The sequence below is a fragment of the Amniculibacterium aquaticum genome (assembly GCF_003852705.1).
Classification (GTDB): Bacteria; Bacteroidota; Bacteroidia; order Flavobacteriales; family Weeksellaceae; genus Amniculibacterium; species Amniculibacterium aquaticum.
Genome location: NZ_REFA01000012.1, coordinates 54,030 through 71,920 on the forward strand (window position 1 = coordinate 54,030; position 17,891 = coordinate 71,920).

General features: G+C 36.8%; 14 protein-coding genes. 7 read left to right on the forward strand and 7 right to left on the reverse strand.

Annotated elements, in window-relative coordinates:
- Positions 1 to 2: 2 nt before the first annotated feature.
- The 5 genes from EIY84_RS06920 to ric all read left to right on the forward strand — a co-directional run bounded on the left by EIY84_RS06920 (position 3) and on the right by ric (position 7,059).
- Positions 3 to 4,772, forward strand: a complete 4,770-nt coding sequence (locus EIY84_RS06920; RefSeq protein WP_124641582.1) for a translocation/assembly module TamB domain-containing protein — start codon at positions 3 to 5, stop codon at positions 4,770 to 4,772.
- Between the two features lie 130 nt (positions 4,773 to 4,902).
- Positions 4,903 to 5,373: an Lrp/AsnC family transcriptional regulator gene (locus EIY84_RS06925; protein ID WP_124641584.1), complete on the forward strand. Its 471-nt coding sequence runs from the start codon at positions 4,903 to 4,905 to the stop codon at positions 5,371 to 5,373.
- A 70-nt stretch (positions 5,374 to 5,443) separates the two neighbouring features.
- Positions 5,444 to 5,818: a hypothetical protein gene (locus EIY84_RS06930; RefSeq protein WP_124641586.1), complete on the forward strand. Its 375-nt coding sequence runs from the start codon at positions 5,444 to 5,446 to the stop codon at positions 5,816 to 5,818.
- A gap of 5 nt (positions 5,819 to 5,823) precedes the next feature.
- Positions 5,824 to 6,258 carry an RrF2 family transcriptional regulator gene (locus EIY84_RS06935; RefSeq protein ID WP_124641587.1) on the forward strand — a complete coding sequence of 145 codons (435 nt, stop codon included), beginning with the start codon at positions 5,824 to 5,826 and terminating at the stop codon, positions 6,256 to 6,258.
- A gap of 78 nt (positions 6,259 to 6,336) precedes the next feature.
- Positions 6,337 to 7,059, forward strand: a complete 723-nt coding sequence (gene ric / locus EIY84_RS06940) for an iron-sulfur cluster repair di-iron protein (RefSeq protein WP_124641589.1) — start codon at positions 6,337 to 6,339, stop codon at positions 7,057 to 7,059.
- Positions 7,060 to 7,113: 54 nt separating this feature from the next.
- On the opposite strand, the gene EIY84_RS06945 is transcribed toward ric, so the two are convergent.
- Positions 7,114 to 10,263, reverse strand: a complete 3,150-nt coding sequence (locus EIY84_RS06945) for a UvrD-helicase domain-containing protein (RefSeq protein WP_124641591.1) — start codon at positions 10,261 to 10,263, stop codon at positions 7,114 to 7,116.
- Between the two features lie 210 nt (positions 10,264 to 10,473).
- Between EIY84_RS06945 and EIY84_RS06950 the strand changes: the two genes are divergently transcribed.
- Positions 10,474 to 11,241 carry a carboxypeptidase-like regulatory domain-containing protein gene (locus EIY84_RS06950; protein WP_124641593.1) on the forward strand — a complete coding sequence of 256 codons (768 nt, stop codon included), beginning with the start codon at positions 10,474 to 10,476 and terminating at the stop codon, positions 11,239 to 11,241.
- A 77-nt stretch (positions 11,242 to 11,318) separates the two neighbouring features.
- Positions 11,319 to 12,053 carry an SIMPL domain-containing protein gene (locus tag EIY84_RS06955; RefSeq protein WP_124641595.1) on the forward strand — a complete coding sequence of 245 codons (735 nt, stop codon included), beginning with the start codon at positions 11,319 to 11,321 and terminating at the stop codon, positions 12,051 to 12,053.
- A 60-nt stretch (positions 12,054 to 12,113) separates the two neighbouring features.
- On the opposite strand, the gene EIY84_RS06960 is transcribed toward EIY84_RS06955, so the two are convergent.
- The 6 genes from EIY84_RS06960 to EIY84_RS06985 are packed head-to-tail and all read right to left on the reverse strand — an operon-like array spanning position 12,114 to position 17,873.
- Complete coding sequence (locus EIY84_RS06960; protein WP_124641597.1) at positions 12,114 to 12,893, reverse strand: copper resistance protein NlpE N-terminal domain-containing protein; 780 nt, start codon at positions 12,891 to 12,893, stop codon at positions 12,114 to 12,116.
- A 57-nt stretch (positions 12,894 to 12,950) separates the two neighbouring features.
- Entirely contained in the window at positions 12,951 to 13,466 is a 516-nt protein-coding gene (locus EIY84_RS06965; protein WP_124641599.1) for a GNAT family N-acetyltransferase, read from the reverse strand.
- Positions 13,467 to 13,482: 16 nt separating this feature from the next.
- Positions 13,483 to 13,719, reverse strand: coding sequence for a PspC domain-containing protein (locus EIY84_RS06970; RefSeq protein WP_124641601.1), 237 nt, complete (start codon positions 13,717 to 13,719; stop codon positions 13,483 to 13,485).
- A 4-nt stretch (positions 13,720 to 13,723) separates the two neighbouring features.
- Positions 13,724 to 14,986 (reverse strand): DUF2851 family protein, encoded by a 1,263-nt coding sequence (locus EIY84_RS06975; protein ID WP_124641603.1) that lies wholly within the window; start codon positions 14,984 to 14,986, stop codon positions 13,724 to 13,726.
- Between the two features lie 18 nt (positions 14,987 to 15,004).
- Entirely contained in the window at positions 15,005 to 16,141 is a 1,137-nt protein-coding gene (gene bshA / locus EIY84_RS06980) for an N-acetyl-alpha-D-glucosaminyl L-malate synthase BshA (RefSeq protein WP_124641605.1), read from the reverse strand.
- 40 nt (positions 16,142 to 16,181) lie between these two features.
- A complete protein-coding gene (locus EIY84_RS06985; RefSeq protein WP_124641607.1) occupies positions 16,182 to 17,873 on the reverse strand; it encodes a glycoside hydrolase family 3 protein in 1,692 nt (563 codons plus the stop codon).
- Positions 17,874 to 17,891: the final 18 nt, after the last annotated feature.

Genomic DNA, 17,891 nt, shown 5'->3' on the forward strand with positions numbered 1-17,891 from the left:
TAATGGCAAATTTAGAGAATAATAACGACAACCAAAATAATAAATCCAATCCAAAGAAATCCGCTGTGTCTTTGGGGAAAGAAAAAATATCCGAAGGGCTAAAAGAAGCTGAGGACTTTACGAATGATGCCATCCACCATCCTTTAGAAACCGCAGAAGCCGTGGCAAAACAAGCCGGAAAAGATGTTGTTAGTGTAAAATGGTGGGCACGATTACTGCAAATTCTTTTTTGGACCGTACTGTCTATTTTCGTCCTAATTTTTGTGATCATCAGTTTGCCGGCAACCAAAAATTACGCAGCTCAAAAGGTAATTGCGATGTTGAATAAAGATTTGAAATCTCAAATTTCTTTTCAGGATGTCGAAATCAACTATTTTGGAGATGTTACCATCCATCGTGTACAAGCCAAAGACAATAGAAATTTTCCTTTTATAAAAATTGAAAAAGTATATGCCGACTCCAACTGGTTTTCATTGATTTTCAACTCCAGAAACATTCGTTTTCAATCGATTGCATTGGATCATTTGGACATGAAGGTCATCACCTACAAAGGCGACAGCATATCCAATTTCGTACGGTTTGTAGAATTGTTTGATGACGGCAAACCCAGGGATCCGAAAAGACCACCGTTTGAATTGAAGTCCAGAATTATGGTCACCAATTCTACAGTTTCCATCGTAAACCAAAACAGTCCTGGAGATGCCGGAAAATGGTTGGATGCCAAAAATCTTAGTTTAACAATTCCTGAACTAAAAGTAAAAGGAGCCGATGTCCATGCACAGATCAACAATCTGAGATTCACGACCAATCGTTGGAATAAAAACCATTATGTAGAAACATTTTCTGGCGATTTTTTCTATTCGAAAAAGGCTTTAGAGATTAAAGACCTTACCTTCAACACTCCGCATTCTTTGTTGCAGGGCGGTATCAAATTCAACATAAACAACGGTTCTTGGGCAGACTTTAACAACAAAGTAAAAATGGAGCTCGACTTCGTACAAGGAAGTCAACTGAGCGGTTACGATCTGAGCTATTTTGTCACCAATTGGGACAACCATAAGCCGGTAAAAATTTCGGGACAACTTGCAGGACCTCTGAACAGCATGGTGCTGAAAAATTTTGTTTTGGGCAATTCATTATTTAGCTTCAATACAAAAAAATTGAGCCTAAACAAGATCACAAATCCTGAAAAATTCACCATCCAAAGTGAAGGCATCTCGACCGACTTCACTTATCAAGATTTGAAATCGGCCATGCCTACCTTTATTTCCAAAAAACTTAAAAACTTTGCGGATAATTTTGGTAGAATGAAATACAACGGCTCGATCAAAGTGCAGCCTCATGAAATTTTTGTAGAAAAAGGACAAGCAATTACCGGAATTGGACAAGCCACAATCTCTCAGTTCTACCTTAGCGATTACAGCACCAACATGCCTAAATATCGCGGTTATGCCGAAGTAAAAGACCTGAACACTTCAGTAATTACAAAAAGCAAACAAGTCGGATTGCTTTCTGGAAAATTTAAAGTGGACGGTAGAAGTTTTGATGTGAACACCATGGTCCTGAACACCCAATCTCAGGTAGAAAAAATTGAAATTGCCGGTAAAACCATCCACAATATCAATCTTGATGGTCGTTTGGATCACAAAAAATATTTCGGGAAAATAGACATTAACGATCAAGCTGCAAAGCTTACCGTAGAGGGTTTAATCGACTTTAGCACGCCGAAATTGAAAGCAGATATTGAGAGCAACATCCAACATTTGCAACTTAATTATTTCACCAATACCAGCACTCCACAAATAGTAAGCGGCAAGTTAAAAGGAAAGATCCTATTTACCAACATGAACGATATGCATTTGGAAACGGATATCGATCATTTGTCGGTATTTAACGGAAAAGAAAAAATCCTGATTCCAGCTTCGCAAATAAAAATTTATAACGAAACCAGCAATAAAATAATCGCTGTTAACGCACCATCCGTTTTGCAAGGAGAACTACGAGGTCAGTACAACCTTTCCGACCTTGGTGGCATGCTACAAAATGGACTGAATAAAATTTTGGTGGGACCGCATCCAAAAAAATTATACAGAAACCAATATTTTGATGCCAATTTCACAATTCAACAAAACATCATCAACTATTTTGCACCTGAATTAAAACTAAAAAAAGGAGCACACATCGTTGCGAAGTACGATGGAAATAGCAATAACCTTAAGCTGAATGCGCAAGCCGAATCTTTAAAATACATGATGACCAAAACCGAGGACATCACCGATGCTGAGCTGGAACTTGCCAAACAAAACCCCAATTATCACCCAAAACCCAAAGTGGTAAAAGACAGTATTGTGGCAGATCAGCTTGCGATTACCATAGATACTTCAAAACTAGAAAATCAAATCGTTGCTAAACTTGAACATTTGGAGTACGGTGAAAATAAATTTAAAAACATAGAAATACACGGAGAAAACGAGGACGATAGAAACCTGCATGTGACCACCAACTTTAAAGTTGACAACAACGATGTGGAAGGCAAGGAATATCAAATTGCTTTCGACCAAACCATCAACTCCAACGGTGATTTTGTTTTTCGTTTTGAACCCACACAGATTGATTATAAAAATGTTAAATGGAACATCGACACCAATCACGATTTGGAGCATACCATCACCTATAAAAAAGCAACCGGGGAAATTGACATTAGAAACCTAAAAATATTTTCTGACGATAGCGAGATTGTGCTGAATCGATTTAACTTTAAATCCGGAAAAGAATATGAAGCCGATGCGGTGGTACAAAATTTAGAAATTTCCAAAATACTTCAAATGATTGGTGGCGAAAAGCCCATTGATGCAGAAGGGTTAGCAAACGGTAATCTCCATATAAAAATGGACAAAAACACCATAAAACCACTGATCGATATCGACTTCAGTAACCTAAAAATGAACGGTAAAGAAATGGGTAATGCCGAAGTTATTATAGAAAATTCCGAACACCCAAACATCTATAAAGTATCTACCGTAATAAAAAGAGCTCAACTCTTGGGCGAAAACCCTTTGGATATCAGCGGTACTATTGACAATACCGGAAAAAAAGCAATACTAAACCTTTCGGCTCAGCTCAAAGACTTTGAATTGGGATTTGCCAATGAATTTGTGAAAGGAATTTTTAGCAATCTGAGAGGTAAAGCCAACGGAGAATTGAAAATCACAGGGCCTCTGAACGACATTGACTACAGTGGAGACATTGCCTTGAAAAAGTTCGGACTGAAATTGGACTTTACAGGGGTAGATTACAATATGGACGACTGTGTCATAAACCTTTCCAAAGGATTGGCCATTCTGAATGACATTGGCATAAAGGACGGCAGAAAAAACTCAAGTGGAACCATTTCAGGAGCCATACAATTCCAAACACTTTCTTCAATGGGCGTCAACTTGGTAATGAGAGCCGACAATCTACTCATGTTAAACACGACCCAAAAAGATTTCGATTTATTCTGGGGAATGGTTTATGGACAAGGCACGCTCTTTGTCGATGGTCCCGTTTCTGCGTTAAACATTTCTACACCCGACATGAAAGCCCTGAACAACAGTACCTTCACCTTCAACTCCTCCTCTGCGGGATCCGTAGAAGAATTCAAATTATTGAGGTTCTTAAAAACCGATCAAACCGGAATTATTTCTGAAGAAATGAAGAAAAAATCAGGTGCCAATATGGACATCGATTTCAATCTAAGTGTTGACAAAGGTACCACAGTAAATGTTTTGGTTGGCGACGGCATGGGAGATATTTCCGTACACGGTCACTCCAACAGTTTACGATTCCAGATGAGCAGACAAGGCGTTGTAGAAATGAACGGTACCTATGTGGTAGACAACGGAACTTTTATTTCCAAAGAAATCCTGAACCGTACTTTCCAAATTGTAAAAGGAAGTAACATCCGTTGGGACGGAGAAGCCATGACCCCCGAATTGGACATAAAAGCCAATTATCCAAGAATGGTCACCAACGCCGGTGCCTACCTTGGGATGACTTCTATACCTCCAATCAATATGTTGTTGGAAACCAAAATTACCGGTACCCTTAACAAACCCGAATTGGGATTTGGTATTTCCGCATTGGATGTCTCCACTCAAGTTAAAGAAGCATTAGCGGCGAAAATAAACCAACAAGACGAAAAGGTAATTCAGTTCGGATCCATATTGGTACTCAGCAATTTTAATGTCCAAAACACGGCATTTGACATTGGCAATATGGGAAGTTTTGCCGAAAGTTCGGGATACAACCTATTATTCAAACAATTGGGATCGGTACTAAACACCATCAGCAACCAAGTACAAATTGACTTGAATTATGTAAAAGGAGATCAAGCCTCGCAAATGGGAGACCGAGCCAATGCCGGTGTCAACTTCAGCGTATCTCCAAGAATAACCATTAAGACCGGGATGGGTATCCCGCTCACCAAAGGTACAGCAAGTGCAGCTGTAAATTATTTGTCCGCCGAGGGAACCTTAGAATACGATGCCTCTAAAATGAACGACGGCAGCTTCATCATCCGTGGATACTCTAAACCATCCAATATTGGTATGATCGGTACACAAGGGGTAACCAACGGAATGGCCAACCAAACTTATGGAGTGGGTGCGGTTTGGACCAAAAGTTTTCAAACATTGTTTAAACGAAAAAGTAAAGCAAAAAAATCAGAGAAAAACAATGACAAAACTCATACTATCGTAAATGATTCCATCAAAAAAGACAGTATTAAATAATTATAATCGACTAAGTATGTTAAAAATTATAAATTTTTGTTAATATTTATGTATTTTTTTCAATTTTAAGATATTGTTGTAAATTTGCAGAATAATTAAAATGTTATTAACAAATTTATAATATAGCAAAATGAATTACCAACTAGATGAAATTGATAAGAAAATTCTTGATTTTTTAGTAGAAAACACAAGAATGCCTTTCACAGAAATTGCAAAGCAAATGGATGTATCTGCCGGTACGATCCATGTGAGAGTAAAGAAAATGGAGGATGCAGGAATTATTTTGGGGTCTTCACTCATTATAGATTACAGTAAACTGGACTACCATTTTACTGCTTTCATCGGGATTTTACTAACAAAATCCAACAGAACACAAGATGTATTGAAAGAACTAGCAGAGATACCAAATGTTATCGAAGCTTCCGTAATCTCTGGTAAATACAACATTTTCTGTAAGGTAAAAGCAAAAAACACAGACGATGCTAAGAGAATCATCTACCAAATCGACGACATCCAAGATGTTATGCGCACGGAAAGTATGATCTCTATGGAAGAGTTCTTGTCAGACAAAAACAGATTAATCAAGGCCATTCCTGTTTAATCTTCGTTAATCGATATTTTCAATGAAACTTTTGGATTTCTATCCAAAAGTTTTTTTCTATTTTTGAAGCATGGAAAACCAATATTTTGGAGAAGTAAAAAAAAGAAGTCTTTCTTTTTATTTGGCACTTGCAATAACATTTATATTTTACATCCTTATGCTGAATACGGACATGGCTCAGTATTCTCAGCACCATGAGACCGGAGTTCCGTCCTGGTTTATTTCCGTATTATTTGGCGTAGATGCTATCATTTTGGTTTCATTAATTTTGGTTTATTTTTTCAAAAAAATTGGAGTATATTTACTTCCGTTATTTGTCATGGTACACCATTTGTTATACGAGTTTTATCTATCAACAACCCTTTTAGCGGGGCTACATCTCCTATTTGTTTTCCTAACTGCAGGATTATTGGTGATTATCCCTCGTTGGAAATTATTTAAATAAGATTTATGTTTTCAAAAGCTTGTGAATACGCAATAAAATCTTCCATATACATTGCCCAAAGCAGCATAGCCGGCAAAAGAGTCAATGTAAAAGAAGTATCCAAAGCTGTGGATGCTCCAGAGGCATTTACTGCAAAAATCCTGCAACAACTTTGCCGTGAAGGCATCATGGAATCCATCCGAGGCAAACAAGGTGGTTTTATTTTTTCTGAAGAAAAACTCTCAGAAATCAAAATTTACGACATCGTAAAAGTGATTGATGGAGATGCCATACTGTACCAATGCGGCTTGGGTCTGAAGGAATGTTCGGATACCAATCCATGTCCTGTACACGACACTTATAAAATCATCAAAGAAAATCTGATGGTTATGGTGAAAAAATATTCTCTGAAAGATTTAGCCGAACGATCAGAACAAGGACTTTTCCGATTGAAAGTATAATTTTTTGTTAATAAATAAGATAAATTTGTCCGCATAACTTTTATTCTATAAATTTGCGGCATCAATTTATCCTATATTATGACAACGATAAATAAAACCATCGGAGAAATGGTTGCTGAAGATTTTAGAACAGCAGCTGTATTCAAAAAATTTGGCATTGATTTTTGCTGTAAAGGTAACAGAAGCATTGAAGAAGCTTGTGAGCCACAAAATATTAACACAGAAGAACTGTACGCAGCTCTAGAAAATTTGAATACCGAAAACAGTGCTGGAGGCGATTTCAATACTTGGCCATTGGATTTATTGGCCGATTATGTAGAAAAAGTACACCACTCTTATGTTGCTGAAAAAACTCCTGTATTACTACAATTCCTCAACAAAGTTAGCCGTGTACACGGAGAAAGACATCCCGAATTGGTCGAAATATACCAACTGTTCGAAGACTCTGCCCAAGACTTAGCGGCACACATGAAAAAGGAGGAATTAATCCTTTTCCCTTTCATCAAAAAAATGATGCACGCCGAGAAAAACAATATTGAATTGGACAATCCTCATTTTGGTTCTGTAGAAAATCCAGTTGCCATGATGAAACACGACCACGAAATGGAAGGCGAAAGATTCAGAAAAATTGCAGAACTGAGCGACAATTACCAATTTCCGGAAGATGCTTGCAATACTTACAGAGTGACCTACCAAATGTTGGAAGATTTCGAAAACGATTTGCACAAACACATCCACCTAGAAAACAACATCCTTTTTCCAAAAGCTGTAGCTTTGGAACTTAAACTTAGGAATAATTAATATATCCATATTGTTATCACTTTTGATTTTTGCCCCTGTTTTTCAGGGGCTTTTTCATGGAATATAGATTACTTTCTGAGCTTTTATATTTTTTCCTAATTTCGTCAAAATATTGCAATAGGTATCAATCTGTACTTGGTGCTCCGGTTTTTCAACTCCGGTTTTAAAATCAACCACCATCCACTCATCCGATGGCGTTTTCATCAAGCGATCCGGCCTAAAAATAGGACTGTCACCGTCCGAAGAAATCATAAGTTCCCTTTCATTCAAAACTTCCAAATCATCAGAGAAAAAGTCCTCGTTCTGACTAATAATTTCTATAATTTCTTTTTCTAAAAGTTTCGCTTCGGAAATTGTAAGCAATCCGTTGAGTAAATAATCATTTAGCACCACTTCCACATCTTTTTGTGTTTCTATTTTCGAAAGTACATCGTGGATGAAAATCCCCCTTCTCACCTTTTCATTTCTATGCTGATAATTTTTAGAAGGAGTTGCTATTTTCAACTCAGAGATGGATTGATGTTTAGGAAAAACCGTATCGATTTTTTGGGTATTAAATCCGCCTTTGGTTTCAATAATTTTCTTTGAAAAATCTCCGGGATACAGATCAAAATCGTCCAAGTTATTTGTATTAAATTGCTTAACAAAATCGATAATTCCCAAGTTTTTTTTAGGCGAATCGTCCTTAGACTCTTTGTGTTTTTCAAGATACAAAAACAACTGCTCTACCGGTCGGGTTGTGGCAACATATTGCACACAAAGATCATCAACAATCGCTTCATAACCGTTTTCTTCATTAAATTGTTCGGCTTGTTGATCGTATCGAGCAATTTCTGAACTGAATTTTTTAACATACACCGAAGACAGGACGGGATCATCAAAATCCAACCAATTGTTAAAACTTTTTTCGGCTTTATTTTTTAAAGGATAAAACACCACAGGAAACTCCAGTCCTTTCGCCTTATGAACCGTCATCAATTGTACGGCATCAATATTATCCGAAGCTTGAATGGAAGAATCTGCACCTTCGTCATTCCAGAATTGAATAAAATCTTTGAGGATAAGACCAGAACTTTGCGAAAAGGCATGAAGAATTTCGAGGAAATTCAAGATAAAGTCCGTTTCTTTTTCTTCCACAGAAAATTCTTTCAGATAAAACTCAACAAAATTGTAGAGGTTAAGTTGTGGAATGTCCTTGTGGTCCAAATTAAGTTGATATTTCCCTTCAATAGCATCCACCAAAAGCGAATCTTTTTTAATGGTAAACAATTGAGATAATTCTTCGGAAAAATCGGAAAAATTAATCCGACCCAACTGTCCCAGCCAGTACAACGCTTCAGCAAGATACCTTCTATTTTGGGTATTCACTTTCCATTCCAGAAAACAGACAACCGCTTTTAGAGTCAACGACAGATTTAGGGTCAAGCCTTTTTCCGAAAGGGTTTTTATAAACACTTCTTGTCCTGAATAATTTACTTTTTTTTGTCCCAAAAGTTTGGAAAAATCTAAAATTTCATCATTTCCACGACACAAAATACAGATATCAGAAAAAGAAAAACCATTGTCCAAACACTGCTGTATGTCCTGATGCATTTTATCCGCCACCTCTTCAAAAAAAACAGAACGATTTGCATTTTCGAGCAAATGAACACGAACCCGTCCGTCAACATTCGTTTTTCTGGGATTTTGCGAGGCATCTTTACCAAAAACTTTCTGATGTTCTACCTTCAAATCGCGGGAGAGAAAGTCGTACAAAGCATTGTTAAATTCAACAATATTTTTGGCACTTCGCCAGTTGTCTTCCAAAACGAAGACATCGGCAAAAACTGGTGTTTGTTCGGTTTTATTGATGATGTCCAACATCAATTGGCTGTCGCCACCACGAAAGCGGTAGATGCTTTGCTTGGGATCGCCCACAACGGTAAAAGCGGTATCGTCCATAGAAACCGCATGATCACGAAGCGGCACAAAGTTTTGCCACTGCATTTTGGAAGTATCTTGAAACTCATCGAAGAAAAAATACTGGAATTTGGTTCCTATTTTTTCGTAAATGAAAGCCGAGGGCTCGTTTTGTAAATTTTCTTTGATTAGGGTATTAAATTTCGACAGAAAAACCAAGTCGTTTTCATCTTCAATTTTCTGCAGTTCGTCCTGTATGTCCTTATTTACCTTGAGTGGGAGCAGTGCAGAAAGTATGCTTTTATTTTTGAGTTGTGCAATTTCATTGTTGATAATCGTCCGTCTGGATTCCAGTAAATATTCCAAAATCTCACGAACATCCGCTTCTCGAGATTTGGATTTTGTCGAACATAATTTTTCAAAATTCAAAACAGCAGATTCTTCATCTTTCGGAAAAGGAAACTTATCGTTAATACCTCGATAAAATTTGGAAACTTTATCAAAGAAAAGTGCGATACCGTTTCGTGCTCCGCCATAAAAATCTTCAATGGAAAGGTCTTTGGTTTTCAACAAATCCAACACAGAGTTTGCTCTTTCTAAAGAATCTTTTTTCAAGCGTTTTATTTCGGCTCTCAACAATTTGGTTTTGTCTATGTATTGATGTATGTCGAAATTTTTATTTTTTTGAAGGTTTTCATAATGTTTGTCCCCTAAAAAATCTTTGCTTTTCAGAAACAATTCATCGTTCAGCTTGGTACTTCCGGTATTTTCAAACTGATAATTCATATAATCCAAAAAGAGATCCGTATAAAATTCGTCATCACCAATATGATCCAAAAGTTGATCGATGGCTTCTTTTAGATACGGATCTGAATTGATTTCCAGATTAAAATTTTTTGCCAGCCCCAATTCATTAGAAAAACTCCTTACCAAACGGGTATTAAACTTATCAATGGTACTGATATTTAGGATGGAATAATGATGAAGGATGTAGTCCAACAATTTTTTGGATCGTTGTTGCAAGTCGTCCAAAGTCAGTCTAATTCCTTCTTTGGCGAGTACTTCTTGAATATTTTTGAGTTCAGGATTTGCAGTACAATCCGTACGAACAAAACTCATGAGCCAAGAAAGAATTCTTTCCTTCATCTCATTGGCAGCTTTGTTGGTAAAAGTTAGCGCTAGGATCTGTCCAATTTTTTTTTCGGAATTGGGATGTCGCAAGCAGATCAGCAAAACCTGTTGTACGAGATAGTAAGTCTTTCCTGAGCCTGCTGAGGCATTGACAACGGTGTATTTATTTTTCATCAAAAGACATTTAGAATGGTGCACTGTAAATTTATTCATTAAAAAACAATGAATAAAGAAAACGCATATACGAGGAGCAATTTAGTGAATTTTAACAAAAATAAAATTGAAAAATCATAAAAGATTCTTAAAATAAAATGTAAAAGTTAAACTTGGTTAAAGAGAAAAAATCTGTTCCTAAATAAAATATATTTGGGTAAAATAATAAACATGAAATACCTATTGACGGGTTGCCTCTGCGTATCTTCTCATTTTTTCTTTGCCCAACAAAATATACAAGGACAGGTGATTTCCGAAAATGGGACTGCAATATCAGGAGCCACCGTTTACAACCTAAGCTCATATCAAATTACAAACACAGATCGTTCTGGAAAATTTATAATCGCCGCAAAAAAAGGTGAAAAAATCAGAGTTTCCAAAGAAGGTTTTGACAGAACAACCGTATCATTGACCACAGAAAACAATAGCGACTTGGTGATCCGCCTCATAAAAACGGCAACAGAGATTGAGGAGGTTAAACTAAAATATAAACCCACTGGAGATCTTTCAAAAGACAGCAAACATTTTGATAAAAATAAAAAAAACAAGAAATTGGATGAGAATATGGGCCAATACATTGCTAAAAAATCATCGCCCTCCGTAACCGCTCCACGACATGGAGAGTTTGTACAACCTGTAGGACCGGGAACATCCGTCACACTTTGGATAGAAAACAAATGGACAGATGTTGACCTTTACGAATTTTTGGTTAAAAATATTGATAACGATTTTTTTACTGTAGAAATGAAATTGAAAAATCAGGAAATAATGCCTTTTATTTTTTATATTTTTAAGAGTTATGAAAGAAAAACAATCTTAAAATACGGAGTTTTAACGGAAACCGATAGGGCGAGATTTCTGCAGGAAGCCTACAAAATACAGCCCTATTATAAAAACGGAAAAGAGAATCCTTTTTCCACAAAAAAAATGAAAAAATAAAAATAACAAAATGATAATACATCGGCATATCTTTTGTTGATTTCCAAAAACACTAAAACACTAAAACACTGAAAAAAATGAACAAAACAACCCTTCTAACGGCCGGCATTGCAGCGATAGGATTTTCGTTAGGTCTTGGATTATTAGGATATGCAATTAAAAACAGAAATACTGGCGAAAACACCATTTCTGTAACCGGTTTGGGAAGCAAAAAATTCACTTCTGACTTGATAACTTGGAACGGAAATTTTTCCAGAAACAGTTTTGAACTGAAGGAAGCTTATGCCCAATTGGCCAACGACAAAAAAATCATTGAAAACTATTTAATTTCCAAGGGAATCGCAAAACAAGATTTGGTATTTTCTGCGGTGGATATCCAGAAACAGTACACCTACTCCAACGACAGCAGTGGAAACAGTCATCAAAATTTTGCAGGATATTTGCTATCACAAAAAGTTTCTATTGAAAGTAAAGAGGTTACTAAAATAGAAAACCTGTCCAGAAACATCACTGAAATCATCAATTTAGGAATTGAATTTACCTCATCACCACCCAGTTATTTTTACACCAAACTGGCCGATGTAAAACTTGCGATGATTGCCGATGCCACAAAAGATGCCAAAGAAAGAGCCGAAAAAATTGCCAACAACGCAGGAAGCGATTTAGGCAATCTAAAAAAAGCAACCATGGGTGTGATACAGATTACGGCTCCCAACTCCAACGAAGATTATTCTTACGGCGGCACCTTCAATACCAACTCTAAAGAGAAAGAAGCCAGCATCACCATAAAATTGGAATATCAAGTGGACTAAAAAAATCAAAAAAAATCCCATTTTCAATCGAAATGGGATTTTTTGTATCAATAAAAACGATTAGTGCATCGGTATTTTGAATTTTGCCAAAGGAGCCATTCTGCCTTTAAAAAGCTGAAGCTCGTCACCAACCACTTGAAAGGAATCGGCTCTTTTTAAGACATCTTTAAACTGAATTTCCAAATCGTTATTCTGACAGGCCATCATGGTCGAAATCCCATCTTTCAGTTGCAAACGATTGAAGGAACCCAATTCAAAACCTGCAGAAATGGTGTTGCAACCCACGGAGGCCGAGTAGCGATTTTCTTTGTCATCCAACATCAAAAAAGCCTCCTTCCCCATGGTTTCGTTAGAAGTTATTTTTTTTCCCATCAGCTCAGTCAATCTCCATTTTTTATTAAGAATGGAATAATTTCCTTTGGTCAAAATATAATTTCTAGCCAAATCACCCGTAATGGCATTTCCCTTTTGATCCAGCATGGTTAGGGTATTTTCGCCTACTTTATACTGATTTTTTTGATCGCCATCGTTCAAAGAAATAATCGTACCGGTTTTGTCCCAAGAAAATCTTCCTTTGGATTCAAAAGATCCTGACTTTTCACCTTGATATTCAGACACCAATTTATAGGTATTGTCCCTCATGAGATAGATTGTGGTTTTTATCCCCTCACAACTTGCACACGGCAAATATCCACGGTAGATTCCGTCCCAAGAAAGCGCATTCTGAGAAGTGTGCATATCCGGTTTTGCACTGTCCGAAACCTTTACGGTTGAGCATGAAGTTAGCAATACGGCAGAAAGTGCCACACCCAGTCCTAATTTTGAAATTAATTTTTTCATTTGTTATTTGTTTAGGTTATTTTACTCTTATTTGCAAACACCTTGCCAAACATTTGTTTAAACTTGATATACTTTTGTGTGAATCTCTTGCACCAAAGCCTGAACTTCATCAACGGTAAAATTGGACATCAAATACAGTTGAAGATTGTTTTTTTCTGGATCATACGCCGGTTGAATGTACTTGTCATCGATGACATGAAATCCATTTCTTTCATAAAACCCAATTCTTCTTGCAGCCATTTCATTAAGAGTAGAAGGCTCCGACTCCAACACCAAATGAGGATGCATTTTTGAAAATTCACTTAAAATTTTAGCCCCGTATTTTTTATTTCTAAACACTTCGAAAACCTCAAAATGTTCGATAAAAACGACCTTTCCCAAGAACCAAGTTATAAGATAGCCTATCATTTCATCTTCTACATCAATTGCAAAAATAGTTGCATCATGATTTTTTATAAGCGCCTGAAATTGCACTTCACTTCTTCTTTCGTCTGCCGGAAAAGACAACTCGTAGGAGTCAAATATCTTTTCTAATGAAACGGTATCCAGATGGGTTAATTGCTGAAAATGCATACAAAAATTTTAAAATTTAAAGGTCGAAAACATTAGGCCTTCTGGTGATAAAAATATCTTTGATCCACAAAGAAAATGCTAAAAATAAATATAAAAGAAAAAAAATACCCGCTGTTGCAAAGGTGGAATAAATAAAAAACACCCGCAGTTTGGTCACCGGCATTCCGATTTTTGTTCCCAAACGAGTAAGCACACCAAACCACTCTCTTTCGGCTCTGTGCCGTATGTTATTAATAAATTTTGGTTCTGTCATTGAATTAGGATTTCAAAAGCTGAAAAGCAATACTGCAATTTAAACATTTTTTTTCTAAACAATAATTTTTATAATGAAAGAGATATGCCTGACTGTCCAAAGCAGAGTGCATATTCAGTCCCAACTCTTTCCACCTTCGGATCAAATGATTGTCTTCTGCAGGTATTTCTGCATACATTTTCATCAAATCATCGACCACATCTTCATTTTGATTTTTTTTGTAGGCATAAATCATGGGTAAAACGGCATTAACAATAAGCAGATGGATAAAATCTCGTGACAGTGATTTTTCTGATACTTGAGTCGAAATTTTCCCAAAATTAAAATGATTGTCCCAATATTCTGAAGCTTTAATATTGGAAAAAACAGCATATAAATCGTCTAACTTTTTGGCATTCATAATTTTTGAAAACAAATGCACTTCTTGATGATACAGACCCGCCAATTGAGACAAACGAAGGGTTGGAAAATTAGGAGGCCGCAGTCGTAAAAATCGCGGTTGAAACAGGTTGTTATTCAAATTGAACTTGGATTTCAGAAACTGAAATTCTTGTATCCATCTCTTGCTTTGATGGTCCTTGGGATCGTCCAACCAACCGGCAGTTCCGTAAAATAAAGCTTCGAGTTGTTCTCTATTTTGTCTAATTTTCTGAACCACCGTAAAATCTAAACTTTCCGCCAATTGCTGAAAAATTTCTGCATTGATCTTCAATCCAAAAGCATAAGCCAAGCTGTGGAAAAGTACGGCTTCAAAATTATTTTTGAACCGCGACAATCGCTGTTCTATCGCTATGGATTTTTCATCTAATTTTTGTAGAACTCCTTCTTCTGAAAACTGAAATGGCACCTTCTCCGGTTCAAAAATCGATTGACACGGGATAAAATCATGGACTTCAGAAAGCGTTTCGTACTTCATCAAAATCGCACGGTCGATGTAGCTTTTAAGTTCCAGAGTTGGAACATTTTTTTTCACCAAATCATCAATTTCAACATCGTGAAAATAGACAACATGCAGTATGGTATTGTCGTAGGCTTTGTCCTGAGAATGCTGATGCGCCAACCAATCCGAAGATTTTAAATGCAATTCGATACTACCGGCGATATCTATATTTTCAATCTTGATTTTGCCCAATAAAAAATCGGGACCGGCATTGGTATTCCATGTCCCGAATTGGATTATTTCTAAGTCACGACCAAGAGTATCTTTAAAATCGATGCGATTAAAAATTTTGTAATTCCACAGATATTGCAATAATTTCTCGGTCATGGAATGCAGTTTTTAGGATTATTCTTTCTTAAATTGCTCTAAGGTCTCACGATACATTTCTTCGTATAAAGGTAGAATATTTTTTATTTCAAACCTATACGCTTGATTCAAAGCGTTAATTTTCATTTTTTTCATCAATTCATCATCGCTCAACAAACGGATGGTATAATTGCTCATGGCTTCAACATTTCCCACTTCGGCCAGATATCCGGTTTCCCCTTGAATGTTCACTTCAGGGATACCACCGGCATTGGAGCTCACCACAGGAGTCCCAGCCGCCATGGCTTCCAGAGCTGCCAAACCAAAACTTTCTTGTTCTGAAGGCAAAAGAAACACATCCGAAGCTTGTAGGATTTTATACAAATCATTGACCTTTCCTAACAATCGGATTTTATCTATCAAATTGGGGTTTTCTTCCAAAAACTGGTTTACTTTTTCCATTTCTGGCCCTTCTCCAATGATGATGAGTTTTGATTTTATTTTGGCATTTACATTTTTAAAAATCTGCAATACATCTTCAATCCTTTTTACCGGTCTGAGGTTGGAGACATGTATTAAAATTTTCTCATCGGGATTTGCCAATTGGCTTCTTTGGCAAACATCGGAATCCTTAAACTCAGAAAAATCAATAAAATTGGTAATGACCTTGATCTCTTTTTTGATGTTGAAAAATTGCAAAGTATCTTTTTTCAAACTTTCGGATACCGAGGTAATCGTATTCGATTGATTGATGGAGAATTCTACCGCGTGTTTATAACTTCTGTGCTGTCCTACCAAAGTAATATCGGTACCGTGCAAAGTGGTTACCAAAGGGACATCTTGCCCTTCCTCCTTCAACATTTGTTTCGCCATAAAAGCCGCATAGGCATACGGAATGGCGTAATGGGCATGCAAAAGATCCAGTTTATACAAATTGACCACACGATAAATCATGGAAGACAAGGCAATATCAAAAGGTTGATATTGAAAAAGTGGATAAGGCTGAACATTGACTTTGTGAAAAAATATATTGGGATTGGTAATGTCCAATCTTGCCGGCAAATTACTGGAAATAAAATGAACCTCGTAGCCTTTGTTGGCCAAGGACATCCCCAATTCTGTCGCAACAATGCCACTTCCGCCGTAGGTTGGATAACAAAGTATTCCTATTTTCATTTTTTAAAATTTAGGTTTTGAATTAAAAAATTAATGCATTTTATCTTTTCTGAATATCCATTCCCATACCGTACAACAACTGTGCGTTGACAACGACGGGCAATCTTCCCGAAATTGTTGTTTCGCCCATCAAAGCTTGAGCTGTGGAAACCATAGAGTCTTCATTGTTTTCGTAGGAAACCACAACGGTCGAAACTCCGTCTATGGAAACATCCTTCAAGGCATAAGGACTTCCAAAAACATTGAGAAGCACTTGGTTTTCTTTGCTTAATTTTTGGATGATGGATTTTGAATTTTCTGAAATTTTATACGGCTTGTATGCCGTAGAATTGTCTTTGTGTAAACCAATGATGACTTTAGATCCCGTAGGAATGCTCGATATTTCAGTAGGTTTTTTAATAAATATTTTTGATGATAGGATCATTTGATTGTAAAACGCATCGTAGGGAGCTTCTTCTAACGGAACAAAGTAATAGGTTTCTTTACAGGTGAGAGGTAACATTTTCTTGCTGTCTTTCAGCACCGTAATGGCGTGGGAATAGACATTTCTCACATTTTTTTTATGACTATCGTTGTTCAGATCTTCATTTACATTGTTGGGATCTACAGGTTTATACGCATCTAAACCCAGATAATATTTGGTCAATAGTATTTTCTTCACGCTCTCTTCCACTCTTTTTTGGGAAATACGACCCTGGTCTATTGCTTGTTGAATCAGTTTTTTCCCCACGGCAACATCTTGTGAAAAAAGCATGATGTCGTTACCCGCCTCAAAAGCCAAGGCATCCAATTCGCCTGCTTTATATTTATTGGCAACAGCACCCATGTTCAGAGCATCGGTAATGATTAAGCCTTTATAACCTAACTTTTCTTTCAACAAACCGGTTACAATATTTTTAGAAACCGACGCCGGTATTCCTTTTCTTTTTTCCAGAGCCGGAACAAAAAGATGGGCGACCATAACCCCACCAATTCCTTTATCCATCAAGGCTTTGAAGGGTGCAATTTCGACTGAGTTTAATCGTTCCAAATTATGAGATACCACAGGCAAATCCAAATGCGAATCCTTATCGGTATCGCCATGTCCAGGAAAATGTTTGATGGCTGCCAATATTTTAGAGTCCTGCAATCCGTAGGAATAGGCCAAACCACTTTCCACCACATTATTGACATCCGAGCCAAAACTTCTGTTCCCGATGATCGGATTGTTGGGATTGGTATTGACATCGACCACGGGAGCAAAATCCCAATTGATGCCCATTCTTTTGCAATCTTCAGCAATTTTTTGAGCCATTTCGTAGATTACTTTTTTATCTTGTACAGCACCCAATGTGATGGCCCATGGAAATTTATGAGCCTTGGCTATTCTTTGAAAAACACCCCATTCGGCATCCATTCCGATCATCAGTGGCACTTTGGATTTGGCCTGGAACTCATTGACCAAATTAATTTCTCTAGCAGCATCATCTTGCATCAAAATTAGACCTCCAATTTTATCATTTTCTACAATTTTTCTAACATTATTGATAAAATCTTCGCCTTTATTGGTGTAGAGAGCAACTATAAAAAGTTGCCCTAATTTTTCATCTTGAGAAAGCGAATTGTATGTTTTGTTGACCCAGGCATGTGCTTTTTCCACATCAGATTTACCCATATTTCTAGGGATAAATTGAGACTTTAAACTTTGTGTTGCTATGAAGATTGAAAAAAATAAAACGATTTTGTTTTTCATATTTTTAGTAGGAAATTG